General features: G+C 37.2%; 22 protein-coding genes. 13 read left to right on the top strand and 9 right to left on the bottom strand.

Going from position 1 to position 23,323, the window contains the following annotated elements; genetic code table 11:
* Nucleotides 1-101: 101 nt before the first annotated feature.
* Entirely contained in the window at nucleotides 102-569 is a 468-nt protein-coding gene (ybaK, locus tag WBW42_RS10925) for a Cys-tRNA(Pro) deacylase (protein ID WP_002117920.1), read from the bottom strand.
* A gap of 189 nt (nucleotides 570-758) precedes the next feature.
* On the opposite strand from ybaK, the gene WBW42_RS10920 reads away from it, so the two are divergent.
* The 4 genes from WBW42_RS10920 (at nucleotide 759) to WBW42_RS10905 (ending at nucleotide 5,410) form a co-directional block, all read left to right on the top strand.
* Nucleotides 759-1,061 carry a hypothetical protein gene (locus WBW42_RS10920; protein WP_032056984.1) on the top strand — a complete coding sequence of 101 codons (303 nt, stop codon included), beginning with the start codon at nucleotides 759-761 and terminating at the stop codon, nucleotides 1,059-1,061.
* Nucleotides 1,062-1,294: 233 nt separating this feature from the next.
* Nucleotides 1,295-2,668: an ABC1 kinase family protein gene (locus WBW42_RS10915; protein ID WP_017386866.1), complete on the top strand. Its 1,374-nt coding sequence runs from the start codon at nucleotides 1,295-1,297 to the stop codon at nucleotides 2,666-2,668.
* A gap of 229 nt (nucleotides 2,669-2,897) precedes the next feature.
* Nucleotides 2,898-4,181: an acyl-CoA dehydrogenase family protein gene (locus WBW42_RS10910; RefSeq protein WP_126117803.1), complete on the top strand. Its 1,284-nt coding sequence runs from the start codon at nucleotides 2,898-2,900 to the stop codon at nucleotides 4,179-4,181.
* Nucleotides 4,182-4,204: 23 nt separating this feature from the next.
* Nucleotides 4,205-5,410, top strand: a complete 1,206-nt coding sequence (locus WBW42_RS10905; RefSeq protein WP_002117964.1) for an acyl-CoA dehydrogenase family protein — start codon at nucleotides 4,205-4,207, stop codon at nucleotides 5,408-5,410.
* A 126-nt stretch (nucleotides 5,411-5,536) separates the two neighbouring features.
* Here WBW42_RS10905 and WBW42_RS10900 read toward each other — a convergent pair whose 3' ends face one another.
* Nucleotides 5,537-6,748 (bottom strand): alkane 1-monooxygenase, encoded by a 1,212-nt coding sequence (locus tag WBW42_RS10900; protein WP_002117927.1) that lies wholly within the window; start codon nucleotides 6,746-6,748, stop codon nucleotides 5,537-5,539.
* 189 nt (nucleotides 6,749-6,937) lie between these two features.
* On the opposite strand from WBW42_RS10900, the gene WBW42_RS10895 reads away from it, so the two are divergent.
* The gene (locus WBW42_RS10895) at nucleotides 6,938-7,882 is read left to right on the top strand and encodes an AraC family transcriptional regulator (RefSeq protein ID WP_016803370.1); all 945 of its coding nucleotides are present in this window, start codon (nucleotides 6,938-6,940) and stop codon (nucleotides 7,880-7,882) included.
* Nucleotides 7,883-7,930: 48 nt separating this feature from the next.
* Here the strand turns inward: WBW42_RS10895 and WBW42_RS10890 are convergent, their stop codons facing one another.
* From WBW42_RS10890 to WBW42_RS10880, 3 genes are all read right to left on the bottom strand, one after another.
* The gene (locus tag WBW42_RS10890) at nucleotides 7,931-9,796 is read right to left on the bottom strand and encodes a SurA N-terminal domain-containing protein (RefSeq protein ID WP_032056987.1); all 1,866 of its coding nucleotides are present in this window, start codon (nucleotides 9,794-9,796) and stop codon (nucleotides 7,931-7,933) included.
* A gap of 131 nt (nucleotides 9,797-9,927) precedes the next feature.
* Nucleotides 9,928-10,200, bottom strand: coding sequence for a non-specific DNA-binding protein Hbs (gene hbs / locus WBW42_RS10885; protein ID WP_001043034.1), 273 nt, complete (start codon nucleotides 10,198-10,200; stop codon nucleotides 9,928-9,930).
* Between the two features lie 169 nt (nucleotides 10,201-10,369).
* Entirely contained in the window at nucleotides 10,370-10,825 is a 456-nt protein-coding gene (locus WBW42_RS10880) for a phasin family protein (protein WP_284105521.1), read from the bottom strand.
* A gap of 208 nt (nucleotides 10,826-11,033) precedes the next feature.
* Between WBW42_RS10880 and WBW42_RS10875 the strand changes: the two genes are divergently transcribed.
* From WBW42_RS10875 to fdx, 8 genes are all read left to right on the top strand, one after another.
* Nucleotides 11,034-11,681: a hypothetical protein gene (locus tag WBW42_RS10875; RefSeq protein ID WP_005076210.1), complete on the top strand. Its 648-nt coding sequence runs from the start codon at nucleotides 11,034-11,036 to the stop codon at nucleotides 11,679-11,681.
* Nucleotides 11,682-11,790: 109 nt separating this feature from the next.
* Entirely contained in the window at nucleotides 11,791-12,264 is a 474-nt protein-coding gene (locus WBW42_RS10870) for an Rrf2 family transcriptional regulator (RefSeq protein WP_002117915.1), read from the top strand.
* A gap of 1 nt (nucleotide 12,265) precedes the next feature.
* Nucleotides 12,266-13,483: an IscS subfamily cysteine desulfurase gene (locus WBW42_RS10865; protein WP_032056989.1), complete on the top strand. Its 1,218-nt coding sequence runs from the start codon at nucleotides 12,266-12,268 to the stop codon at nucleotides 13,481-13,483.
* A 66-nt stretch (nucleotides 13,484-13,549) separates the two neighbouring features.
* Nucleotides 13,550-13,936, top strand: a complete 387-nt coding sequence (gene iscU, locus WBW42_RS10860; RefSeq protein ID WP_002117907.1) for a Fe-S cluster assembly scaffold IscU — start codon at nucleotides 13,550-13,552, stop codon at nucleotides 13,934-13,936.
* A 30-nt stretch (nucleotides 13,937-13,966) separates the two neighbouring features.
* Nucleotides 13,967-14,287 carry an iron-sulfur cluster assembly protein IscA gene (iscA, locus tag WBW42_RS10855; protein WP_002117986.1) on the top strand — a complete coding sequence of 107 codons (321 nt, stop codon included), beginning with the start codon at nucleotides 13,967-13,969 and terminating at the stop codon, nucleotides 14,285-14,287.
* Between the two features lie 90 nt (nucleotides 14,288-14,377).
* Nucleotides 14,378-14,896, top strand: coding sequence for a Fe-S protein assembly co-chaperone HscB (hscB, locus tag WBW42_RS10850; protein WP_014206626.1), 519 nt, complete (start codon nucleotides 14,378-14,380; stop codon nucleotides 14,894-14,896).
* 37 nt (nucleotides 14,897-14,933) lie between these two features.
* A complete protein-coding gene (gene hscA / locus WBW42_RS10845; RefSeq protein WP_032056991.1) occupies nucleotides 14,934-16,793 on the top strand; it encodes a Fe-S protein assembly chaperone HscA in 1,860 nt (619 codons plus the stop codon).
* 17 nt (nucleotides 16,794-16,810) lie between these two features.
* Nucleotides 16,811-17,149 (top strand): ISC system 2Fe-2S type ferredoxin, encoded by a 339-nt coding sequence (gene fdx, locus WBW42_RS10840; RefSeq protein ID WP_009387062.1) that lies wholly within the window; start codon nucleotides 16,811-16,813, stop codon nucleotides 17,147-17,149.
* 55 nt (nucleotides 17,150-17,204) lie between these two features.
* On the opposite strand, the gene WBW42_RS10835 is transcribed toward fdx, so the two are convergent.
* The 4 genes from WBW42_RS10835 to WBW42_RS10820 all read right to left on the bottom strand — a co-directional run bounded on the left by WBW42_RS10835 (nucleotide 17,205) and on the right by WBW42_RS10820 (nucleotide 23,316).
* Nucleotides 17,205-18,671, bottom strand: a complete 1,467-nt coding sequence (locus WBW42_RS10835) for an adenylate/guanylate cyclase domain-containing protein (protein ID WP_017403203.1) — start codon at nucleotides 18,669-18,671, stop codon at nucleotides 17,205-17,207.
* A gap of 56 nt (nucleotides 18,672-18,727) precedes the next feature.
* On the bottom strand, nucleotides 18,728-19,162 hold the full coding sequence (locus tag WBW42_RS10830; protein WP_002117900.1) for an HIT domain-containing protein: 435 nt from the start codon (nucleotides 19,160-19,162) through the stop codon (nucleotides 18,728-18,730).
* Nucleotides 19,163-19,363: 201 nt separating this feature from the next.
* The gene (gene mfd, locus WBW42_RS10825) at nucleotides 19,364-22,825 is read right to left on the bottom strand and encodes a transcription-repair coupling factor (RefSeq protein ID WP_032056992.1); all 3,462 of its coding nucleotides are present in this window, start codon (nucleotides 22,823-22,825) and stop codon (nucleotides 19,364-19,366) included.
* 134 nt (nucleotides 22,826-22,959) lie between these two features.
* A complete protein-coding gene (locus tag WBW42_RS10820) occupies nucleotides 22,960-23,316 on the bottom strand; it encodes a hypothetical protein (RefSeq protein WP_032056993.1) in 357 nt (118 codons plus the stop codon).
* Nucleotides 23,317-23,323: the final 7 nt, after the last annotated feature.

The following is a 23,323-nucleotide window of genomic DNA, read 5'->3' as shown; positions in this document are numbered from 1 at the left end:
AAATATAAATAATAATGAGAATTGTTTTTATTAAAATAACTTGATTTAATACTACCTATCTTAAAATTAGTTAATTTAATGAGATAAGAAAAAGATTTATTTTACTCATCAAGTACATCAACAAATTGAGCATTTAAGAGTTGTGCTAGATCTTTCGGGTTTAAGCCAATATCTAGTCCCCGTTTTCCTCCACTCACATAGATTTTGCTGAACGCTTGTGCAGATGCATCAATAACGGTTTTTAAACGCTTCTTTTGACCTAAAGGACTAATCCCTCCGACCAAATATCCCGTTAAACGTTCAGCGTCTTTTGGATTGGCCATTTGCAATTTTTTGCAGCCAAACGCCGTAGCCACTTTTTTTAAATTTAATTGATGATTAACTGGCAATACTGCAACAAAAAAATTCTTATCATCGCTAACCATCAATGTTTTGAATACTTCCCTTACATCTAAATTTAGTTTTTCTGCTGCTTCTAATCCAAAACTTTTAGCATTTGAATCATGTTCATATTCATGAATAGAAAATTCGATTTTATTACTTTTTAACAGTCTACATGCAGGAGTCATAATAAATAGTGTTATAGATGAAATTATTTGGATTATAGTTTTTTTAGAAAATTTTTTAAATTTGCTTAGGCTATTTACAAGAATTACATAAAAAATCAAACAGCAACTGAATAAAAAATAATCTCAACTTGATATTCATGGCTCGACTCCATATATTTTATTTAGATTTAAGTCTGAGCTGACAATTTTATGAGTTATAAACACAACAATCTGATGGCTATGCGTCACCGTTTTTGGGATGAATCATCAGATTCTGTATTAAATGAAAAGCAATTTTTGCAGCAGACGTTAATTGAACAAGGTATTTTTAATAACGCAACTCTTGATGATGTTAAGTACTTCTTTTACACCCTTCCTAGCATCATTATAGTAAAAGCTCATGCACTTGGTTTTATGCATGATTCAGTCAAACAGATGTTATTGCAACATATTCAGACCAATCGCCTGCATTTGATGCAGAGATCTGAATTAAAGATTCAATTTAAAATGTAATTTAAGTTTTTGTGAAAGATCCGTTTTACCCTAGTTTTACTCACCTGAACGCTGTAAGTTTCTTAAATTTTAAAATTGCTTAGGCTATTTTAAAGTTAATGAAATAAAGATAGCCATTTCGACTGATCATTCAGTCTGAGAGAACTATTTTAATACGCTCAAAACATGTAATATTCGTTACAATTTTAGATCACCAGCGTTTGGCTGCATGATGCGCATAGGATTCTATTTTCATGTCAAATCAGAAAGATAAGCTTAAGAGTTTAAAAACTTCTTCCATGGATCGACGCTTATCAATCGCGAAAGCTTCTTTACTTGCAGGAACACGTTGGGCAACTGCAAGTGCCTCTTCTTTATTTTCTAATGAGGAAGAAAAAGAAAAGAAACGCAAAAAAGCGATGAGCGAGCAAGCTAATTATCTGGTTTCTGAAATAGGTAAACTTAAGGGTTCTATTGTTAAGATTGGCCAAATGATGGCCCTTTATGGTGAGCATTTTTTACCTGAAGAAATTACACAAGCATTAAACACCTTAAATAACCAGACAGTTGCTTTAGATTGGCCTGCAATTAAGCCACATCTTCAAGAGCAATTGGGCGCTAAATTAAATGATTTAACAATTGATCATGAGCCAATTGGTACGGCCTCTCTCGCACAAGTACACCGTGCAACGCGTAAATCAGATGGTTTAGAGTTAGTTTTAAAGATTCAATATCCGGGCGTTGCAAATGCTATTGACTCCGATATGAGCTTGTTTAAAAACATGCTTAAACTGACGCGTATGGTTCCACAAACCCGTGAATTTGATCAGTGGTTTGATGAAGTACGTGAAATGATGCATCGTGAAGTTGACTATGATGTTGAAGCTGCCACTACTCGTCGCTTTGGTGAACGCTTAAAAGATGATGAGCGCTATATTGTTCCTACAATTGTAGATGAATATTGCACAAATCAAGTGCTCTGCATGACTTTTGAACGTGGTGTGCCAATTAATAGCCCTGTGATGTTGTCATTACCTCAAGAACGTCGTAATCAACTCGGTGAAGCGTCATTAGAGATTGCGGTTCGTGAAATTTTTGAATGGGGTGAAATGCAAACTGACCCTAACTTTGGTAATTACCTTGTTCGTTTAGGTAATGGCCAAGACATTCAAGACAAAATTGTATTATTAGATTTTGGTGCTATTCGCCAGTTTGATGAACACTTGCTATCAGTTGCCCGTCAACTCATTCAGGCAGGTTATCAACATAATAAAGATGCAATGGTCAAAGCCATGACTGGTTACGAGTTCTTTGATGCGATGCCTGAAAGTATTAAACCAGGTATGGCTGATGTCTTTTTACTTGCAACAGAAGCATTCAGTACTCCTGCAAATAACCCAGATATGCCCGCTGGTCTTATGGATGAACACGAACGTTATGACTGGAAGAAAAGCCAGCTCCATAGCCGTGTTATGCAACAAGCTAGTAAATCCATGGCTTCACGTTATTTTTCGGTTCCGCCAAAAGAGTTTATGTTTATTAGCCGTAAATTCATTGGAGCCTACACATTTATGACGGTTATTGATGCAAAAACCAATGTACGACGTATGATTCGTAACTTTGCTTGATTTAATGAAAGACTAGAATGATTCTATGTCATTCTAGTCAATCCTTCTCGACTCCCCCAATATTAAAATCACTTTAAATAAATAAAATCAAAAACTTATAATTTTATTATTTTGTATTTACCATTTATCTACTCATTTTTCGAATGTCAGTAACGACATAGTTTTTTAATATAAGGCGTGTCAGCATAAAACAATAACAATGTGTTAGGACACCATAATCATGACAAGTATGATCAATAAAGCTCAGGGTTTGGGTTTATCGCTGATCACCAGATTGGCTGGAAGCGATGTACTTGATCAACTCAAGTTGCGTAAATTTGTTGAAAAATCTCTTTATCAAGGTTCAAAAGCTGGCTTTAGAGCATTAACGCAGACTCAAAAAGCGTTTAAGCCCAAGCAAATCTCTCAACAACGTTTACCTCGCCAACAAAAAAATTTATTTGATTTAAGTCTAACCGAAGAACAACAAATGACTTCTGAAGCAATGTCTCAATTTGCTCAAGAGGTTTTATTGGGGTTAGCTCATGATGCCGATCAGGAAGCTCAGTTTCCTGAAAGTCTTTGGCAATATGTTGAAGATTTAGGACTTAACTATTATGCACTTCCAGAAGCACTCGGTGGAGTAGCAGCCGAACAAAATATCGTTAGTAACTTATTAATTGCTGAAAAACTAGCTGAAGGTGATTTCAGCCTTACAGCAGGATTACTCAGTACATTTAGCGTTATTAATGCAATAACACGTTGGGGTTCTGCTGAAGTTCAGTCGATGTACCTACCATGTTTTGCAGAAGACTCAGACATTACAGCAACTTTTGCTGTTCAAGAAACAACTCCAGCATTTAATTCTTATGCTTTAAAAACAAAAGCATCACTTGAAAATGATCAGTTTTTTATTGATGGTGAAAAAACATTAGTGATTTTAGGCGACTTAGCTGATGTATTTTTAGTAAGTGCAGACTTTAACGGTAAACCAGATGTATTTGTCGTGCAGTGTAATGAAACAATTTCAATAAAAAACACTCCGGCCATGGGCCTTAAAGCGACAGAAACAGCAACTCTTCGCTTTAATCACACTCCTGCTCTACGTTTAGGTGCGACAGATTTTGATTACACAGCCTTTGTAGATTTAGGCAACTTAATGTGGTGTGCAATGGCTGTAGGTACATGTGAAGCTGTAAAAGCTTATTGTATTAAATATGCCAATGAACGAACTGCATTCGGCGAGCCAATTTCTCATCGACAAAGTGTCGCTTTCATGATTGCAGATATGGCTATTGAAATTGATGCAATGCGTATGTTGATTTTAAATGCAGCAAGCCTTGCAGAGTCAGGCAAGCCATTTCACCGCGAAGCTTACTTAGCTCATCTACTTTGTGCTGAAAAATCCATGAAAATTGGTACAGACGGTGTGCAAATTCTTGGTGGACATGGTTTCACAAAAGAACATCCAGTTGAACGTTGGTACCGCGATTTACGGGCTACTGCAATTTTACAATCTGGCTTACATGCTTAAATGATCAATCAGAGGATACTTTAATGAATTTACAAAATCCAAAAAAATTCAAAATGATGATTGATCAGGCACATGATGTTGCGATCAATGTTTTACGCCCTATTTCTCGCAAATATGATAAAGCTGAACATGCATATCCAAAAGAACTTGATATGCTTGCCTCCCTCATTGATGGCATGAATGAAGGTGGTGAAGGAATTAATGCTGGTGCTGCGGGTGCTGGAAAGCGCGGTGATACCGACAATGAAGGTATTCGCAATGGAACCAACATGTCGACCGCTCTTGGAATTATTGAGATGTGTTATGGCGATACAGGCTTATTACTGAGTATGCCTCGTCAGGGTCTTGGAAACTCAGCAATTGCTGCTGTGGCAAATGATGAACAATTGGAGCGTTTCAAAGGAACATGGGCAGCAATGGCCATCACAGAACCTGGTTGTGGCTCCGACTCTGCCGCTATCCGTACCACAGCAACCAAAGATGGTAATGACTATATTTTAAATGGTGAAAAGATTTTTGTGACCTCTGGCGAACGTGCAGACTCTGTCGTTGTTTGGGCCACACTTGATCGTAAACTTGGCCGTGCAGCGATTAAATCATTTGTAGTGCCCAAAGGTACGCCTGGCATGAAGGTCGAACGTCTCGAACATAAATTAGGAATTAAAGCATCAGATACGGCAGTGATTAGTTTTATTGACTGCCGTGTACCTGCTGAGAACCTTTTGGGTAATGCCGAAGTGGATGTTGCTAAAGGTTTCGCCGGAGTAATGGAAACTTTTGACAATACTCGGCCTTTAGTTGCAGCAATGGCAATCGGTTGTGCAAAAGCTTCACTAGAGCGTATTAAAGAGATTTTTAAAGATCAGCTTGATCCTGATTACTCGACTCCCTACCTACATGCTTCTAACCTTGCAGCTCAAATCTACCATATGGAGGCTGAATGGGAAGCTGCTCGTCTGCTCATGTTAAAAGCAACATGGATGGCTGATAACAAAAAGCCAAACTCTAAAGAAGCTTCTATTGCAAAAGCAAAAGCAGGTCGTGTTGGTAACGAGATCACTTTAAAATGTGTCGAGTTAGCAGCAAGTGTTGGCTATAACGAAGACGAACTACTTGAGAAATGGGCACGTGATTCAAAAATTCTTGATATTTTTGAAGGTACTCAGCAAATTCAACAATTAATTATTGCGCGTCGTGAGCTTGGTAAATCTTCAAGTGAATTAAAATAAGAGCATCGCAAGGGAGTTTAAATTCCCTTGCTGCTTAGTACTACCATCTATAGGCAAAATAAAAACCCTCTAATCACATGATTAGAGGGTTTGGTATTTCAGGAATATATATTATTTATTCAACTTTTATGTTTCTAATGATTGATCTACTGCACCAAATTTTTTGAAGATTTTTGCACGTCTTTTTGGTGAAATATTCGCTTTATTCAAATCACCTTTATAGTGATCAAAAACTCGCTTATCCATTATTTTGAACCACAACGAAGGAATTAACGCAGGTAATAACATACTTGCATAACCACTTGGTAATTCTGGTGCCTCATCAAAATGACGTAATGCTTGGAATGGACGAGTCGGATAAGCATGATGATCTGAGTGACGCTGCAACTGGTACAGAAATAAGTTTGTTACTACGTTATTGTTGTTCCAGCTATGCTCTGGCATTGTGCGCTCATATTGACCATTTTCTTTTTTCTGACGTAATAAACCATAATGTTCAATATAGTTAATAATTTCAAAAAGACTAATGCCATAAAATGCTTGTGTCGCTAAATATGGAATTGTACTTTTACCAAAAATTCCAACCATAGAGGCATGAAAAGCAGCACTCATTCCCCAACCTTGTAATAATTCATTATCTGCTGACCAGAACTCTTTTCCTTTACGTTTTAAACGATTCTTCTCAATTTCAATTGCAGACTTAAAAGAACCTACAACTGTACGTGGCCAGAACTCATAAAATGTTTCGCCCATACGTGAAGAAGCCGGATCTTCAGGAGTTGCTGCACGTTTATGGTGTCCATAAGGATGTTCGATACGGAAATGGTTATAACCTGTAGGAACCAAAGCAAGATGAGATAAAATATGATCAATACGATCATGCTTATGGCTTAATTCATGGGCTGTATTAATTGCAATACCATTAATTGCACCCATTGAAATACCAAGCAAAATTTTATCAATAAATGAAGTAGTTTTACGGCTTGTTAAATAACATGCGTAAACGTTTGCTGCATATTGTAATGGGATAAAGCTCTTCACTAAACGTGAGTAATACGGATCTTTTTCAAGAAGCTTAATTTCTTCATCGGTTGGATTACGTGCATCCTTCCCAATAACAGTATCAATTGCAGGGATCACAACATGTAATAAAAGTGGACCACCTAAAGCGAAAACTTTTTTTAATGGGCGTGGACCAAAATGGTAACCAGCTAAAATACCTAAACCAATTACAGGTAGAGCTGGACTAATCATCCATAAATAGCGCTTACGATCTATCTCACGCATAGACGCTGGCACTGGCATAAGTTCTTGCTGAACATTTACTGGTGCATTCATAGTCATATTTCCTTTTTCTATATATCTATATAGTTAAAGAAATAGTACTTACTTAACAGTAGTAACCGTCCAAAAAACCTATTTCAAAGTCTTTGGCATTTTCTTCCACTTTTTTGTCCTAAAAACACATGTTGATCTATTCTCATAGCTCACTATAATTTTATTAAAATAATGATTGATCATTTAAAGATGGATGCACTAAGTAAATTTTTTGATGATATTCACCTTAACAAGTCTGAATACATCTATTTAAAAGCACAAGGAGAATGGGCTTTTAAAACACAAGATCAATCTGCTTTACTTGCTTATATTGTTTTAACTGGTTCAGTATATATTCAACTTAATGCGTCAGAAAAAATAATTGCCACAGCTGGTGATATTATTTTAATTCCTTCTGGAAAAGCACATAATGCCACCGACTCAAAATCAACAGCAACTAAATTAGTAGATTCTCTAGATATTACTTCACTTTTTAATGGCCATAGACAAGACGCGATCGAGTTTGGTACTTCTTCTCCAGATAAAACATTATTACTATGTTTACGCTGTCAGATCGATACTCATATGGCAGGTCCTTTGATTAATGCATTGCCTTCTATCATGCATATTCAGCACGAAAATCAAACCAACCCACCAGAATGGCTACAAATTGGGCTTTATTTTTTAGCAATTGAAACTCAAAAAATCAGGCCGGGACATGACAAAATTATTGATCATTTAGTCAGTATTCTTCTCATTGAATGTATTCGTGATCATGTTCAACAAATGACAGATCAACAAAACTGGCTAAGTGCGTTAACCCATCCTGAATTGAGTAATGCCCTATCCGCTATTCATAGCCAACCAGAAGTCGCTTGGACAGTTGAATCTTTAGCAGAACGATGCTGTATGTCACGATCCAAATTCGCAAATCTATTTAATAGTATTATTGGGGAACCACCTCTAACTTATTTGCAACATTACCGTTTTCGTTTAGCAAGTCAGTACTTACGCACAAGTAATTTTTCAATTCAGCAAATATCAAACAAAGTCGGCTATTCATCCGAAACTGCTTTTAGTCAGGCCTTTAAAAGAATTTTTGATTTATCACCTAAACAATATCGACAGCAATATATCGAACATCATCTTGATTAATAGAAAATAAAAAAAGCGCCGAAGCGCTTTTTTTATTTGATCAAATTATTATTTAATTTTTGCATGTGATTTTAAATATTGGCTGTAATCTTCCAATATTTGTTGGCCACGAGATTGACGATAAAGTTGTTTTAGCTGTTGTAATTGATCAGCAGGAATAGCATTAGCGGCTGATGAATTTACATTTGAAACTGCAACGACTACCAGCTCATTTGGTAAGTTTGCTGTTGTAACAGACCACATACCCGGTTTAGGGGTAGCTAAACTAAATGCTGCACGTTCAATTTCACGCTTTAAACCCTGTGAACGACTAAATACGCCTGCTGATTCAAATGCGACTTTATTTTTAGCAACTACTTGTTCTGCTGGTTGAGTTTTAAACTCAGTCAACATGGTAGCAATTTTTGCTTGGGCTGCTTTACGCGCTTTTGCATCGATAACTTTGGCTTTTGCTTCATTCATCGCTTGCGCTAATGGTTTTACACCAGCTGCGTGGTAATCACGTACTTTAACCCATACCGTATCACCATTTGCTAATTGAATATTAGATGATGCATTACGGTCACCATTTTTCACATCATCATTAAATAACTTAATTTTGACACTTGGATCACTTAAATATGGGTTTTGAGTTGCTAAAGTTACACCATTCAATGATTCAACTTTTGCACCTTTTACTTCTTGTACAACAGCTTCTAAAGAATCATTACCAACAATTGTTTCATTCAAACTGTTTACGGCATCTGAATAAACAGTAGCAACTTTATTCTTTTCAACCTCAGCCGTTAAACGCGCTTTCTCAGCTTCAAATGAAGGGATTTGGTTAGCTTGAGTTTCTGCTTCAATAATATGATAACCATATTGTGTTTTTACTGGTTGCGAAACTTGTCCATTTTTCAAACTTAAAACAGTTTTATCAAATGCATCCGAGAAAACGCCTGGAGCATATGCTTCAACTAAACCACCTTTTGCTTTTGAACTAGGATCTTCAGAGAACTGCGATGCAGCTTGTGCAAACGAAAGACCACCCTGAATTTTCGCATAAACTTCTTTTGCAAGTTTTTGAGCAGCTGCATCATCACGAGCATCAGTAGTAATTAAAATATGCTTTACAGTTCGTTTAGCATCTTTTTTCTGAGTTTCAACAAACTTTGCATAAGCTTGCTGAAGTTCAGCTTCAGTTGCAGGCGCTGGTTTAGCCATCATTGATGGAGATAAGACAACATAATCAACATCAACCGAAGCCTGTTGCTTAAATTCATTTTGATGCTTGTTATAGTAATCTGTAGCTTCTTGATTAGATGCAGTTAAACCTGTTTTGTAAGCATCTAATTTAATACTAGCTAAATGTAACGTACGTTGTTCAGTTTGCAAATTCGCAATTTGCATTAAATCAACTTTGCTTACTAAAGAGTAATCAGCAAAGGTTGACGTTAACATTTTCAAAGCATGATCTTGACGTAGGCTTGCTATTAAACCCTGACTCGTCATGCCAATAGAACGTAAGTAATTTTCATAGAGTTTTTGTGAGAATTGACCATTCTCTTGCAAACTAGGCTGCTGAGCTAACATTTGCTCAATTTGAGCATCACTCAAAGAGATACCTAATTTTTCTGCTTGCTGTATTAATAGATTACGTGACACCAAAATATCGAGTGCCTTAGCCTGAATAACAGGTAAATTAAGTAAACTTTCATCCCCTTTAACAGCAGCTAAATATTGTTCTTTGTAAGACTGAGTTAAAGTTTCAAGGTCTTTTTTAGATATTTCTTGGCCGTTTACTGTTTTTGCAACATCAGCCTTGTTTCCCCTATTAAAATATCCTTCAATACCTACAAGTGCTAAAGGGGTCAAAAACAAAATTAGAAGGACTTTGCCGAGCCAACCCTTAATGACTGTACGAAACGATTCCATAAGTATTCCAATATTTTATTTCGAGGAGAATTTTAACTGAAAAACCACAATCAATGAATGAGCAATATTGGTCAATTCAGATATTTAATAAAAAACGCGCCTATATTGGCGCGTTTATTCATCTTAAAAGATTAAGCTACTGAATCTTTAAGACCTTTACCAGCTTTAAAGCTAGGTACTTTTGTTGCTTTAATTTGAAGCTCTTCACCAGTTTTAGGGTTACGACCAGTACGTGCAGCACGTTCTTTAACGCTGAAAGTACCAAAACCAACTAAAGTTACTGTGTCACCTTTTTTAAGTGCTTCAGTAATTGACGCAATTGTCGCATCGAGTGCCTTGCCTGCATCAGTCTTAGATACTCCCCCTTTTTCAGCAATTGCATCGATTAATTCTGATTTATTCATGAATAAAACATCCTCTTAATATCGTTTGTTTAAGGTCCAAGGCTATAGTTTAAAAGGCCATGACGCCTTTATAGCAATGCTTTAGGGGAAAACGCAATACTAGAGCAGGGCTTTTAGCAAAAATAAATGCTAAAAAACTGTTATATATTTGCTAAATCCCAACATTTTTTTACTTTTTATTCAATTTTGCTTTCAACTGTTGATTTTCTTCTATTAAAGCATCCACTTTAATATGCAGTTGTACAAGCAGCTGTTCGATGTGTTGCAAATCCTTCGGCGTCACCAATCCAATACGGTTTAAAGAGTGATTAACACTCGTATCAAGAATCTTTTCTACTCTGTCTTTTGTTTCAGATACAGATTCTTTTGCTTTTTCTGTGACTTTGCCAACAGTATTATCTGCCAAGTCTCCAGTTTTTGATTCTAGCTCCTCACCCACTTTAACCAAAGAATCAAAAAGCTTATTTCCCTCCTCTTCCGCACGTGAAAAAGCACCAAGTCCTGCTAGCCAAATTTGCTTAGTATACTTCCTAAAATCTAAAGCTGATTTTCTTGAACTTTTTGATTTTAATTTATTTTTTTCTTCCGACTCATCTATCTGGGTATCTGTATTTGCATTATCCATTAATCTAAACTCCTAATCAGATGAGAGAAATGATGACTGATTTGACCACAAAATATTTCTATAATATCAAAGTAAAGACTTGATCCATTTACAAAACTGTTCTACAAAGCAAATAAGTCATGTAAATATATTTAACACGACATTGTGTTAAGTTTGGGATAGGATGTCCCATTCTTCGGTTAATTGCTATTTCTAAGGATAAACTTTTATGAGTGAAACGCAACAAAGACAAAAACATCCGCGTCTGTTGCTGAATATTGTTCTAATTATTTTAGAAACTTTTTTTTCATTTATTCTCACCCACGATGGTGCCCTTCGCTTGCAAGCGAAAAAGTTTATTTTGAACAAAACAACGATTCGTATTAATAGCTATTTACCTTTCTTTGACTTCTATGTTCAATTTACAGAAAAAGGTTTGTTATTCGATATTCACTCTTTTGATAGACGTATTGATCTTGAGATCAATAGTACGCTTATCGATTTAATTAAAATTTTTGGTTTTTCTAACCAACGCAGCCTTAAAAATATGCGTATTGATGGTGATGAGGAAACGAAAAAGGAACTTCTAGATTTAATTTCTCATTTAACTCTTCCAAAATTGCTAGTTGACTGGAAACAGTGGTTTAACACTTCAGATGATGAAGCTGAAACCCTTGCTTCACGTAAACGGATCGCTCCATTACTTGAGAAAATTGATCAACAAAGATCAGAGATCAACTCCCTTCACGTGGAAATTAAACAATATCAAAATCGAATTACTCGCTTACAACGACGTCAACGAAATATTAACTTCTCCTTTGGTATAATTAGCCTAATATTTATTGTTTATTTCATATATAATTTGTGGGTTGCCTAATTTATTTTTCTATTTTGTTCCTACACTTGAATTAAAAATAAAAAAACTTGACTATTTTAGTCGGGATTCATAAAATCCTATTATCTAGTCTTAACATGTGTATCGAATCATGCGCCTTACAACTCGCGGTCGCTACGCAGTGACTGCTCTACTTGATTTAGCTTTGCAGCCAACTGAACAAACGATCACGCTCGCCGAAATTGCCGCACGCCAATCCATTTCAGTTGCTTATTTAGAACAGTTATTCGCAAAACTTAAGCGTCATGGGTTAGTTTCTAGTGTTCGTGGTGCAAATGGTGGTTACCATTTGGCTCGAAATGCTGATGAAATTACTGTGTTAGAAATTATTGAAGCTGTAAATGAAACGGTTGATGCAACACGTTGTGACCATAAAGGTAACTGCCAAAATGGTGCAATGTGTCTCACTCATGATTTATGGCAAGAACTCTCTCATCATATTGCCGACTATTTAGCAAAAATCTCTCTTGCCGACCTCATTAGCCGAGACAACGTTCAAACTGTTGCATTACGCCAAAATGTGACTGGCACAGATTCAGCTCTTTTATCGGGTACAGGTATTTGATATGAAACGTCCAATTTATCTTGATTACGCAGCAACCACTCCAGTAGATCCGCAAGTTGCAGAACGTATGATGGAGTGTTTAACTTTCGACGGTACCTTTGGTAATGCTGCGTCTCGTTCCCACGCTTATGGCTGGCAGGCAGAAGAAAAAGTTGAATATGCACGTGAGCAAGTAGCAAATTTAATTAAAGCTGATCCACGTGAAATCGTTTGGACTTCTGGTGCAACTGAATCAGATAACCTTGCCCTTAAAGGTGTAGCTCAATTCTATACATCTAAAGGCAAACATATCATTACAAGTAAAATTGAACACAAAGCTGTTCTAGATCCTTGTCGTGAATTAGAAGAACAAGGCTTTGAAATTACTTATTTAGAGCCAGAACCACAAACAGGTTTAATCACTCCTGAAATGGTTAAGGCTGCCCTTCGCCCAGATACTATTCTTGTTTCTCTTATGATGGTAAACAATGAAATTGGTACAGTCACAGATGTAGCGGCGATTGGTGAATTAACACGTGCCAACAAAACATTTTTCCACGTAGATGCAGCACAAGCAGCTGGTAAAGTTGATATCGACTTATCTACGATGAAAATTGACCTTATGAGTTTCTCTGCTCATAAAATTTATGGTCCAAAAGGTATCGGCGCATTATATGTACGTCGTAGCCCGCGTGTTCGTCTAAAAGCACAAATTCATGGTGGTGGTCATGAGCGTGGTATGCGTTCTGGTACTTTGGCTACTCACCAAATCGTTGGTATGGGTGAAGCTTTTGAGATTGCAGGCAAAACAATGCATGCAGAACAAGAGCGTCTCCGTAAACTTCGTGACAAACTTTGGAACGGTTTACAAGACCTTGAACAAGTGTTCTTAAATGGTCACCCAACTCAAAACGTTGCAAACTATTTAAATGTTAGCTTCAACTTTGTTGAAGGTGAATCTTTAATGATGTCGCTTAAAGATGCTGCAGTATCAAGTGGTTCTGCTTGTACTTCTGCAACTTTAGAGCCTTCATATGTTCTTCGCGCATTAGGTTTATCTGATGAGCTAGCACACAGCTCAATCCGCTTTAGTTTTGGTAAATACACAACTGAAGAAGACATTGACCACGTGCTTACAATTACCAAAGCCGCTGTTGAGAAATTACGTGAACTTTCTCCGCTTTGGGATATGTACAAAGAAGGTATCGATCTTTCTACAGTTGAATGGGCAGAACACTAATTATTGAAATTAGTGTTTTAACCCTCATATTAATATTAGGCTGACCCCGAGGTTTGGAGAAGCGAAATGGCTTATAGCGAAAAGGTAATTGATCATTACGAAAACCCACGTAATGTTGGTGTTTTAGATAAAAACTCTGAAAATGTTGGTACAGGCATGGTGGGTGCACCTGCATGTGGCGACGTGATGCGTTTACAAATTCAGGTAAATGATAGTGGTGTGATTGAAGAAGCACGCTTCAAAACTTATGGTTGTGGTTCTGCAATTGCATCAAGCTCACTTGTAACTGAATGGTTAAAAGGTAAGACTCTTGATGAAGCTCAAGCGATCAAAAATATTGATATCGCAACTGAGCTTGCTCTTCCTCCAGTAAAAGTTCACTGCTCTGTACTAGCTGAAGATGCAATTAAAGCTGCGATTGATGATTACCGCAGTAAAAAATCTAAAGCTTAATTTGTTACCATTGTAAACGTTGGAGTTTTCATGATTCATTTAACTGAAAATGCTGCGACTCATATTAGCAATTACCTTAAAAATCGAGGTAAGGGTGAAGGCATTCGCGTGGGTGTGAAAACTTCTGGTTGTTCTGGGTTGGCTTATGTTCTCGAATTTGTTGATTCTGTCGATGAACATGACCAAGTTTTCGAACAATTTGGCGTTAAGGTTTTTGTAGATCCAAAAAGTCTTGTCTATTTAGAAGGCTTAGAAATGGACTACGTAAAGAATGGCCTTAACGAAGGGTTCGAATTTAACAATCCCAATAAAAAAGGTGAATGTGGTTGCGGTGAGTCTTTCACTGTATAACTCCCTCTTCTCCTTCCATCCTTTTCATTAAAACAGTGACTTTTTATAGCACTGTTTTAATGTATTTAATTAACGTGGACCTCCTTTCTAATGAATCATTTTGAGTTGTTCAATTTACCCGTAGAACTCGATATCGATTTGGCGAGCTTAAAAACTAGTTTCTTAAGTTTGCAACAGCAATATCACCCAGATAAAGCAGAAGATAAAGATCAGGCATTGATCAAATCAAGTGAAATCAATCAAGCTTTTAAAGTACTTTCGCAAGTAGATAGCCGCGCTGCTTATCTATTAGCGTTAAAAAAGCAAGATCACCACCTCGATCAATCCATTAGTGATTTTGAGTTCCTACAATCAGCTCTAGAACTTCGTGAGCAACTTGATGAAGCAACTTCACAAGAGCATTTAAGTACTCTTAAGCAAGAAGTTTTTCAGTGGATTGATGGCTTAGTTCGCGAATTTAAAATTGACTACTCAGATGAAGATTGGGGCGAAGCTCGAGATACTGTACGTAAATTACGTTTCTTTCAGCGCGTTCTTAACGATATTGAAAAAGCAGAAGATCAACTGTTGGATGATGAAGACAACTTTGATTTAGACGATGATTTTTAATTTGCTTTTTCCAATTTATATTCAAAGGATTTAACTCATGGCACTTTTGCAAATTGCTGAACCGGGTCAATCCAGTGCCCCACATGAACACCGCATTGCGATTGGTATCGACCTAGGAACAACACATTCTTTAGTTGCGACAGTGTTATCAGGCAAACCAAAAGTCCTTAACGACGAAAAAGAAAGACGACTTCTTCCTTCTATTGTGCATTATGGAAATGATGTCACTCATTATGGTGAAGAAGCAAAACCTTTCATTATTGCTGATCCAAAAAATACAATTGTTTCTGTAAAGCGTTTTATGGGACGCTCAAAAGCAGATATCAAATTTCAACACCCATATGAATTAGTGGGTTCTGAAAATGAGATGCCAGCTTTCGAGACACGTTCTGGTCGTAAAACGCCTGTTGAAATTTCAGCTGAAATTTTAAAACAACTAAAAGAACGTGCTGAATCTAGTTTACAAAACCCAGTAAATGGAGCCGTAATTACTGTTCCAGCTTATTTTGATGAAGCACAACGTCAAGCAACACGCGATGCTGCACAGCTGGCTGGGTTGAATGTACTACGTCTTTTAAATGAGCCAACTGCTGCTGCTGTGGCTTATGGTTTAGATCAAGAAACGAATTTAGCTACAGATCATAACTATGTGATTTATGACCTAGGTGGTGGTACTTTCGACGTATCAATCCTACGTTTTTCACAAGGTGTCTTTGAAGTATTAGCTACAGGTGGTCATACTGCTTTAGGCGGTGATGATTTAGATCGTCTCATTGTTAAGTGGGCTAAAAAACAATTAAATATTGATACGCTAAGTGATGAAAACTATGCAGTATTTATTGTTGCTGCTCGCCAAGCAAAAGAACAACTCTCTACACAAGAATCCGTTCAGTTAAAACTACTTGAAAATGTACTAACACTTGATCGCTCAACCTTTGAGAGCATTATTCAAGTTGCTTTAGATAAAACAATCAGTGTTTGCAAACGCGTTTTACGTGATGCAAAACTTGAGTTATCAGATATTCAAAATGTTGTTTTAGTAGGTGGTTCTACGCGTTCGTATGCTGTTCAGCAAGCGGTTCGCAATGTATTTAACCAAGAACCACTTTGCACAATTAATCCTGATGAAGTAGTAGCGATTGGTGCTTCTATTACAGCCAATCAATTAATTGGAAACAGCCAAGACGGCTCACTACTTTTAGATGTTACTCCTCTTTCTCTTGGCTTAGAAACCATGGGTGGATTAGTAGAGCGTCTTATTTCTCGTAATACAGCTATTCCGGTTGCTCGCCGCCAAGAGTTTACTACTTATCAAGATGGCCAGACTGCCATGCTGATTCATGTAGTTCAAGGTGAAAGAGATTTAGTCGAACACTGTCGATCGTTAGGAAGATTCGTTCTTCATGGCATTCCCCCAATGACTGCTGGTCAAGCACGTATTGAAGTTACCTTTCAGGTAGATGCAGACGGCTTGCTTACTGTTTCAGCTCGTGAAACAACTTCAGGTGTACAAGCTCAAATTGATATTAAACCATCTTATGGTTTATCAGAGTCTGACACTGAACGCTTGCTAATTGAAGGTTTCCAACATGCAGAAGAAGACAAAAATCTGCGTCATTTAAAAGAAACCAAAGTTGAGGCCCAACGCGAGCTTGAAGCATTAGAACAAGCTTTGAAAGTGGATGCTGATTTACTCAATAATGAACAGCTCGAAGTACTTAAAGCCGCTGAAAACTCGCTTAAAGTACAACTTGAAGACAATGATATTCAAGCAATTAAAAAAGCTGTAGAACAACTTAAAGTACATAGTGATGCTTTTGCTGCACTACGTATGAATCGACATATTGACCACGCCTTAAAAGGTACAAAACTTGAAGATTGGTCAAATTCAAACTAAAGGTATAGGTGATCAATATGCCCCGCATTAAAGTACTTCCTCACGCTCAATTTTGTCCTGAAGGTGCAGAATTTGAAGTTGAACAGAATGCAAATCTTTGCCAAAGTTTGCTTGATCGAGGAATTAAAATCGAACATGCATGTGACATGTCATGCGCTTGTACAACATGTCACGTAGTAGTTCGTAAAGGTTTTGATAGCTTAGAAGAAATGGATGATGTTGAAGCAGATCTTTTAGATCGCGCTTGGGGTCTTGAACCGGATTCTCGCCTCTCATGCCAAGTAAAAATTGTTGATGAAGATTTAGAAATTGAGATCCCTAAATATACAATCAACCACGCTTCAGAAAATCATTAATCGTGTTAATAAAAAAAGCTGCTTTAAAAGCAGCTTTTTTTATATTTTATAGACTCTAAACTTGATCTTGTTGGTCTATTTCTAAAGTTTTAACTTCATCTTCAAGTCTTAACTGCGCTATACCTTGAGTATTCACTAAAGTTTGTTGAACTTTAATTCGTTGAATCATTTTCTCAAGCACTTCTACTAATTCAGGATATTCATAGTTTTGTACTTCTTCTAAATTAAGTACCAAGTGAAAGCCTTTATACTCATAATCGAACCATTGCTGATGATCCGATTTATTGCCTGTATATTTCTCCATCACTTGCCATGTCTTTACCGCACCTTGAATACCTTTTAGATAAATCGGTGTTTTAGGTGCGCACAGGAAATCACTTTTGATTAATTGATAAGTATCATCTGAAATTAAGATTTCATCTATTTCAGCAGCATATTGCAGACGAGCCGCTAAATTCACATCACGACCTACAATCGTATAAGCCATACGATGTGTTGCCCCATAATTTCCTACGTGGCAATAACCAGTACTAATGCCCATTCGGATATGCAATGCTGAGTAACCCATTTTTTTCCAGCGCTCGCGCAACAATTTCATTTGCTGACGCATAGCGATTGCCATTTCTACACAGGCTTTGGCATCTTGCTCCACACCTTGTGAATTCGGATCACCAAAAAATATAAGGATGGCATCACCCATAAATTTATCGACTGTGGCTTCATACTGTTTAGCGATTTCTGTCATATGACTTAAATAGTCATTAAGCAAAAATGCTAAATCATCTGGAATCAAAGTTTCTGATAACTCCGTAAAACCCTGGATATCAGAAAAAAACACTGTCATTTTTTTACGCTTATATTCAATCTTTGCTTCAGCCTCACCGCGCATAATAGACTGCCATAACTGTAATGGCGCATAACGACTTAACTGATTAGCAAAAGCAATATAGCGGGTCATTTGGTCATAGTAATGTTGACGCTGTTGACTGATTTTTTTAACCCAACGATGCTGGTAGTAGTTTCCGATGGTAATAAACATAACCAAGCCAAGAAGTGTAATTACAGTCAACTCTTGGCTAGTAGGCTCAAAATATGTATAAAAACCAAATAAAAAGAAAGTACTTAAATAAAAAATAATCGCGCCTAACAAACTGGTCAAACAAATGACTGCGAAAGAAATACGACTATTAATTGCTGAATAAAATAATGCAAAAATTGCAATAAATGTAGGCACCAAATTAAGATGCAGACCTGCTAAGGTAACTGCCACAACAATTGCATCGATTGCAAAGAAAACACTTTTTTGAGTTTTTTTATCGAATTGGTACTGAAGCCAATGTTCTAACTTCGAACTAATAAAAAGCAGAAATAGGAAAAAAGGTGGAACATAGATCTGATAATTTGTATTAGGTGAGGTAAAAGCATAGATCACTAAAATTAATGACAGAATTGAATATCCCATCAAACGATGAAAATATGCAAACTGCTTAGGCTCTCTATCGATAAACCTCTCTAATTGCACCCTATCCTCCACACCTCAATGTAGCCACATTTATATAAATGTGGCATTGCATTGATTTAGTCCATGCGCCAATCAAATGGCATATCACCTTGACCACGTAACGCAAGCATAAGAGTTTGACGCATATGAGCCAGCACATCATTTGTATAAGGAACCGCAGGTGTACCCCATACTGGTTTAGGCCATGCAACATCATTCTGATAACGTACCACATGATGGAAATGCAATTGAGGCACCATATTGCCCAAAGCTGCAACATTCATTTTATCAGCGCGGAATACACGAGATAGCTGGCTAGACAACCAACTTGATTCGCGCAAAAACTGTTCTTGGTCAGCTTGGCTCAACTCATATAATTCTGTGATTCCCGGCACACGAGGGATTAAAATCAGCCAAGGGAATTGCATATCATTCATTAAACGACATGTTGAAAGCGGAAAATCGCCTACAAAAAAAGTATCTTGAGCAAGTTGTGGATGCAAACTAAACATATCTTTTATAAATGACAATAAACAATAATGGCTAATACTATCACATCAGTTTTGATGTGAGTATTGCTAGTGTCTGGTTTGATTACAAATAACAATGATTTTATGCACTTATTCCCCCAATAGACCGAGAAATCGTGCATAAAATTCTGTTATCAACATACAAAGGATTTATATAGAATGAAAATCACTTTAAAACACTATTCATGCATGTAATTCATTCAATAATTTCGCTAATAAATCATTAATAAATTGGATTCGTTTTTCCTGCTCTTCAAGCTGAACCATAACCTTTAAACGTTGACCACCTTCCATACGATAATAGGTTGGATGCTTTTGCATGAGTTGAATAATACTGATGGCCTGAACAGGTGTATCAGGCGAGAATTCAATATTGCCGCCTTGAGTATTAATATCAATTTTAGTAATCCCCAGCTGTTCAGCTTTCAGTCGAATTTGATGAACACTAAATAAGTGTTTAACTGATTGCGGTGGAACCCCAAAACGGTCAATAAGCTCCATACGGATGTTGTCGAGCTTTTCTTGGGTATCTGTATTACTAATACGCTTATAGAATAATAAACGCTGATGCACGTCACCTAGGTACTCATCTGGAATAAGAGCAGGTATGTGTAAATTAATTTCTGCTGTTAATGATAAAGGTGCATCAAAATTCGGCGTTTTGCCTTGCTGAATCGCTTTAGTAGCTTTTTCCAGCATTTCCATATATAGGCTATATCCAATTGCCTGCATTGAACCACTTTGCTGCTCACCTAAAAGCTCACCGGCACCTCGAATTTCTAAATCTTCCGTAGCCAGCATGAAACCAGCACCAAGAGTTGAAGCACGTTGGATTGCATCAAGGCGTTTTTCAGCATCACCTTTTAAATGCTTTATGGAAGGAACCAATAAGTAGGCATAAGCTTGGTGGTGTGAACGTCCTACACGGCCACGCAGTTGATGTAATTGAGCTAAACCAAGTTTGTCAGCCCTTTCTATCAAAATAGTGTTGGCATTTGGAACATCAATTCCAGTTTCGATAATTGTTGAACATACCAATACATTGTATTCTTTGTGATAGAACTGTTGCATGACTTGCTCTAGTTCTCTTTCCCTCATTTGTCCGTGAGCCACTGCTACACGAGCTTCAGGAACAAGCACGCGAATATTTTCAGCTGCTCTCTCAATCGTATCAACTTCATTGTGCAAGAAATATACTTGGCCACCACGTAGTAACTCACGCAAGATCGCTTCTTTAATAGACGCTTCGGTATGTTCTTGTACAAAGGTTTTAACAGCTAAACGACGGGCTGGCGGTGTAGCAATGATAGATAAATCACGCATTCCCGAAAAAGCCATATTTAAAGTACGTGGAATTGGTGTAGCTGTAAGTGTTAACATATCAACATCTGCGCGTAATGCTTTAATACGCTCTTTATCACGCACACCAAAACGGTGCTCTTCGTCGACCACCATTAGCCCGAGATCTTTAAACTGCACATTTTCTTGTAAAAGTTTATGGGTGCCCACCACAATATCGACTTTGCCTTCAGCAAGGTCTTCAATATTTTTCGTATGCGTTTTATTTGAACCAAAGCGTGATAATACTTCAATACGAACAGGCCAGTCGGCAAAGCGGTCTTTAAAAGACTCATAATGCTGTTGAGCAAGCAATGTCGTCGGTACTAAAACAGCAACCTGTTTGCCATTTTGCACCGCAACAAATGCTGCTCGCATTGCAACTTCTGTTTTACCAAAACCAACGTCCCCACAAACAAGTCGATCCATCGGTTTAGCTTGTTGCATATCATAAAGTGTCGCTTCAATAGCATTGGCTTGATCAAGTGTTTCTTCATACGCAAATCCACTCGCAAATTGCATATAAAGTGACTGATCGACTTCAAAACCAAAGCCAGGTTTTGACTGACGACGTGCTTGTATATGTAGCAACTCTGCTGCAACATCATGAATTTGTTCTAAAGCTTTACGTTTAGCCTTACTCCACGCGTCAGTTCCAATTTTATGTAATGGTGCTAAATCTGGATCTCCGCCACTATAGCGACTAATGAGATGCAAGTTAGTTACAGGCACGTAAACTTTTGCCTCTTCAGCATAGTCTAGTTGCAAGAATTCATAATCTTGCCCTTCAATTGCCAAAGTAATTAATCCAGCATAACGCCCTACACCATGGTCAATATGAACAACAGGAGCACCTATGCTTAATTCGGTCAAACTACGAATTAGGAATTCTTCTGAAACTTCTTGCTGACGTTTACGACGACGTTGAACTACGCGATGCTCATACAACTGATTTTCTGAAATAACAGACAATTGATCGGTTAAAAGCAAACCACGGTCTAATGGTGCATTCGTAATAGCAATCGCAAACTGACTTTTCTGGAATTGCTCAAAACTATCTACACTAGGAATATCTCCCAGACTGGCACGCAAACCATCTCTTAAACTTTCTCGTCGACCAGCACTTTCTGCAACCAATAAAACAGGATGATTTGCTTCATCAATATATTTTTTAACTACCGCAAATGGTTTTTCTTTTTTCGGGTCAACTGGCAACTTAGGTGGTTGCTCAACCTTAAGATTTAGAGCCCCAGCTTTTTTTTCAACTGCTTCAGCGCTTACAAGCATACGTGGGAACTGATTTAAAGCACTTAGCAAGTTATTGGGTGCAATAAATAACTCATCAGGAGGGAGAATTGGTTGATCTGCGTTATGGCGTCTATCTTCATAACGACGAAAAACTTCTTTCCAAAAACTGGTTAAATCGGTATCCACATCATCAGTTGTAATTACAATGCAATTCTTTGGGAAGTACGTTGTAAGTGCACTTTGAGATTGCATGTGGGTTTTATTAAAAAACAACGGTAAATAAAACTCGATTCCTGGAGATGCGATTCCATCAAGAACATCTTGGTAAATTGGGTTTTTCTTAGGATTCGCGGTCGGAAAAAGTTCAGAATAACGATCTCTGAAAATGGAGCGAGCTTCTTTTAATGGGAACTCTTTCGCGGGAAGAACTGTAAAACTTTTTAACGTTGTGGTGGTTCTTTGTGTTTCTGGATCAAAGAATTTTAAAGTATCAATTTCATCATCAAATAGGTCAATACGGATAGGTGCATCCTGACCAGATGCAAAAATATCCATAATGCTGCCACGTACAGCAAACTCACCATGGTCGTAAACTGTATCTACTAAATGATACCCAGCATGTACTAAACGTAGCTTCTGTTGTTCTAAATCAAATTTTTGCCCCACACGTATATCAAAATGCTCACCTAAAACCCAAGAATATGGTGCAACTCTTTGAGCTAAAGTGCTTGCTGAAATGAGCAATACACCTTTTTGCGGCATATTGGATAAAATCGCGAGTCGTTCTGAAACAATATCTTGATGAGGTGACAAGCGGTCATACGGCAAAATCTCCCAATCAGGGAAAATTGTCGGTTTTATGCCATAAAATTCAAGTTCACTTTCTAACTGGGCAACATGTTGGTTATTTCGAGCTACTACAACGAGCAAAGATGAATGCTGAACGGCAATTTCTTTGAATAATAATGCAGCAGACGAACCTAATAACGACCCTACCCAACGTTTTTCACCGGCTTTGAGCTGTTGTAAATTCAATTGAGAGATTTCTTGTTGAAACATGTATATGGCTTTTATCAGCTAAAAAGATATGAGCTCAATAGTAGCATGATGTTTTTAGTGAAATGAGTTATTTTTTTGAAAATCAAACTACTAGTTGGCCCTACTTTTTATATTTTTTAATCAATTAACTATGATTATTTATCACGCAAAAACAAAACGTAATATTGATTTAAAATTTGTATAATCGCTTTGAGTTGAAGTAGCTTTTCTTGAGTATTTTCCAATCTTGCAACATAGCGCTGTGTTGCGATTTCTAAATCAATCTTTTCATTAATTTGTGGCGTAATTTGAAATAACTTTTGAAGATTATCAAAATTCTGTAATTTACGGTTTGAGAAATATTCAAGATGCTCTGACCACTTCTGATTAATCACTACATCATTAATGATAGGCCCACGTTCAGAATCAAATTTTAATTGATTCTCTTGCAAGTAAAGTTTTTCTGGTGTTTCTTTTGAGCCTTGAAAAAGCTGCGTTATCTTTTTAAACATTTCATCA

It is taken from the genome of Acinetobacter sp. LT1, assembly GCF_059800965.1.
Note: the sequence above shows the minus strand (reverse complement) of the source record. Positions and strands in the feature narration are given on the sequence as shown.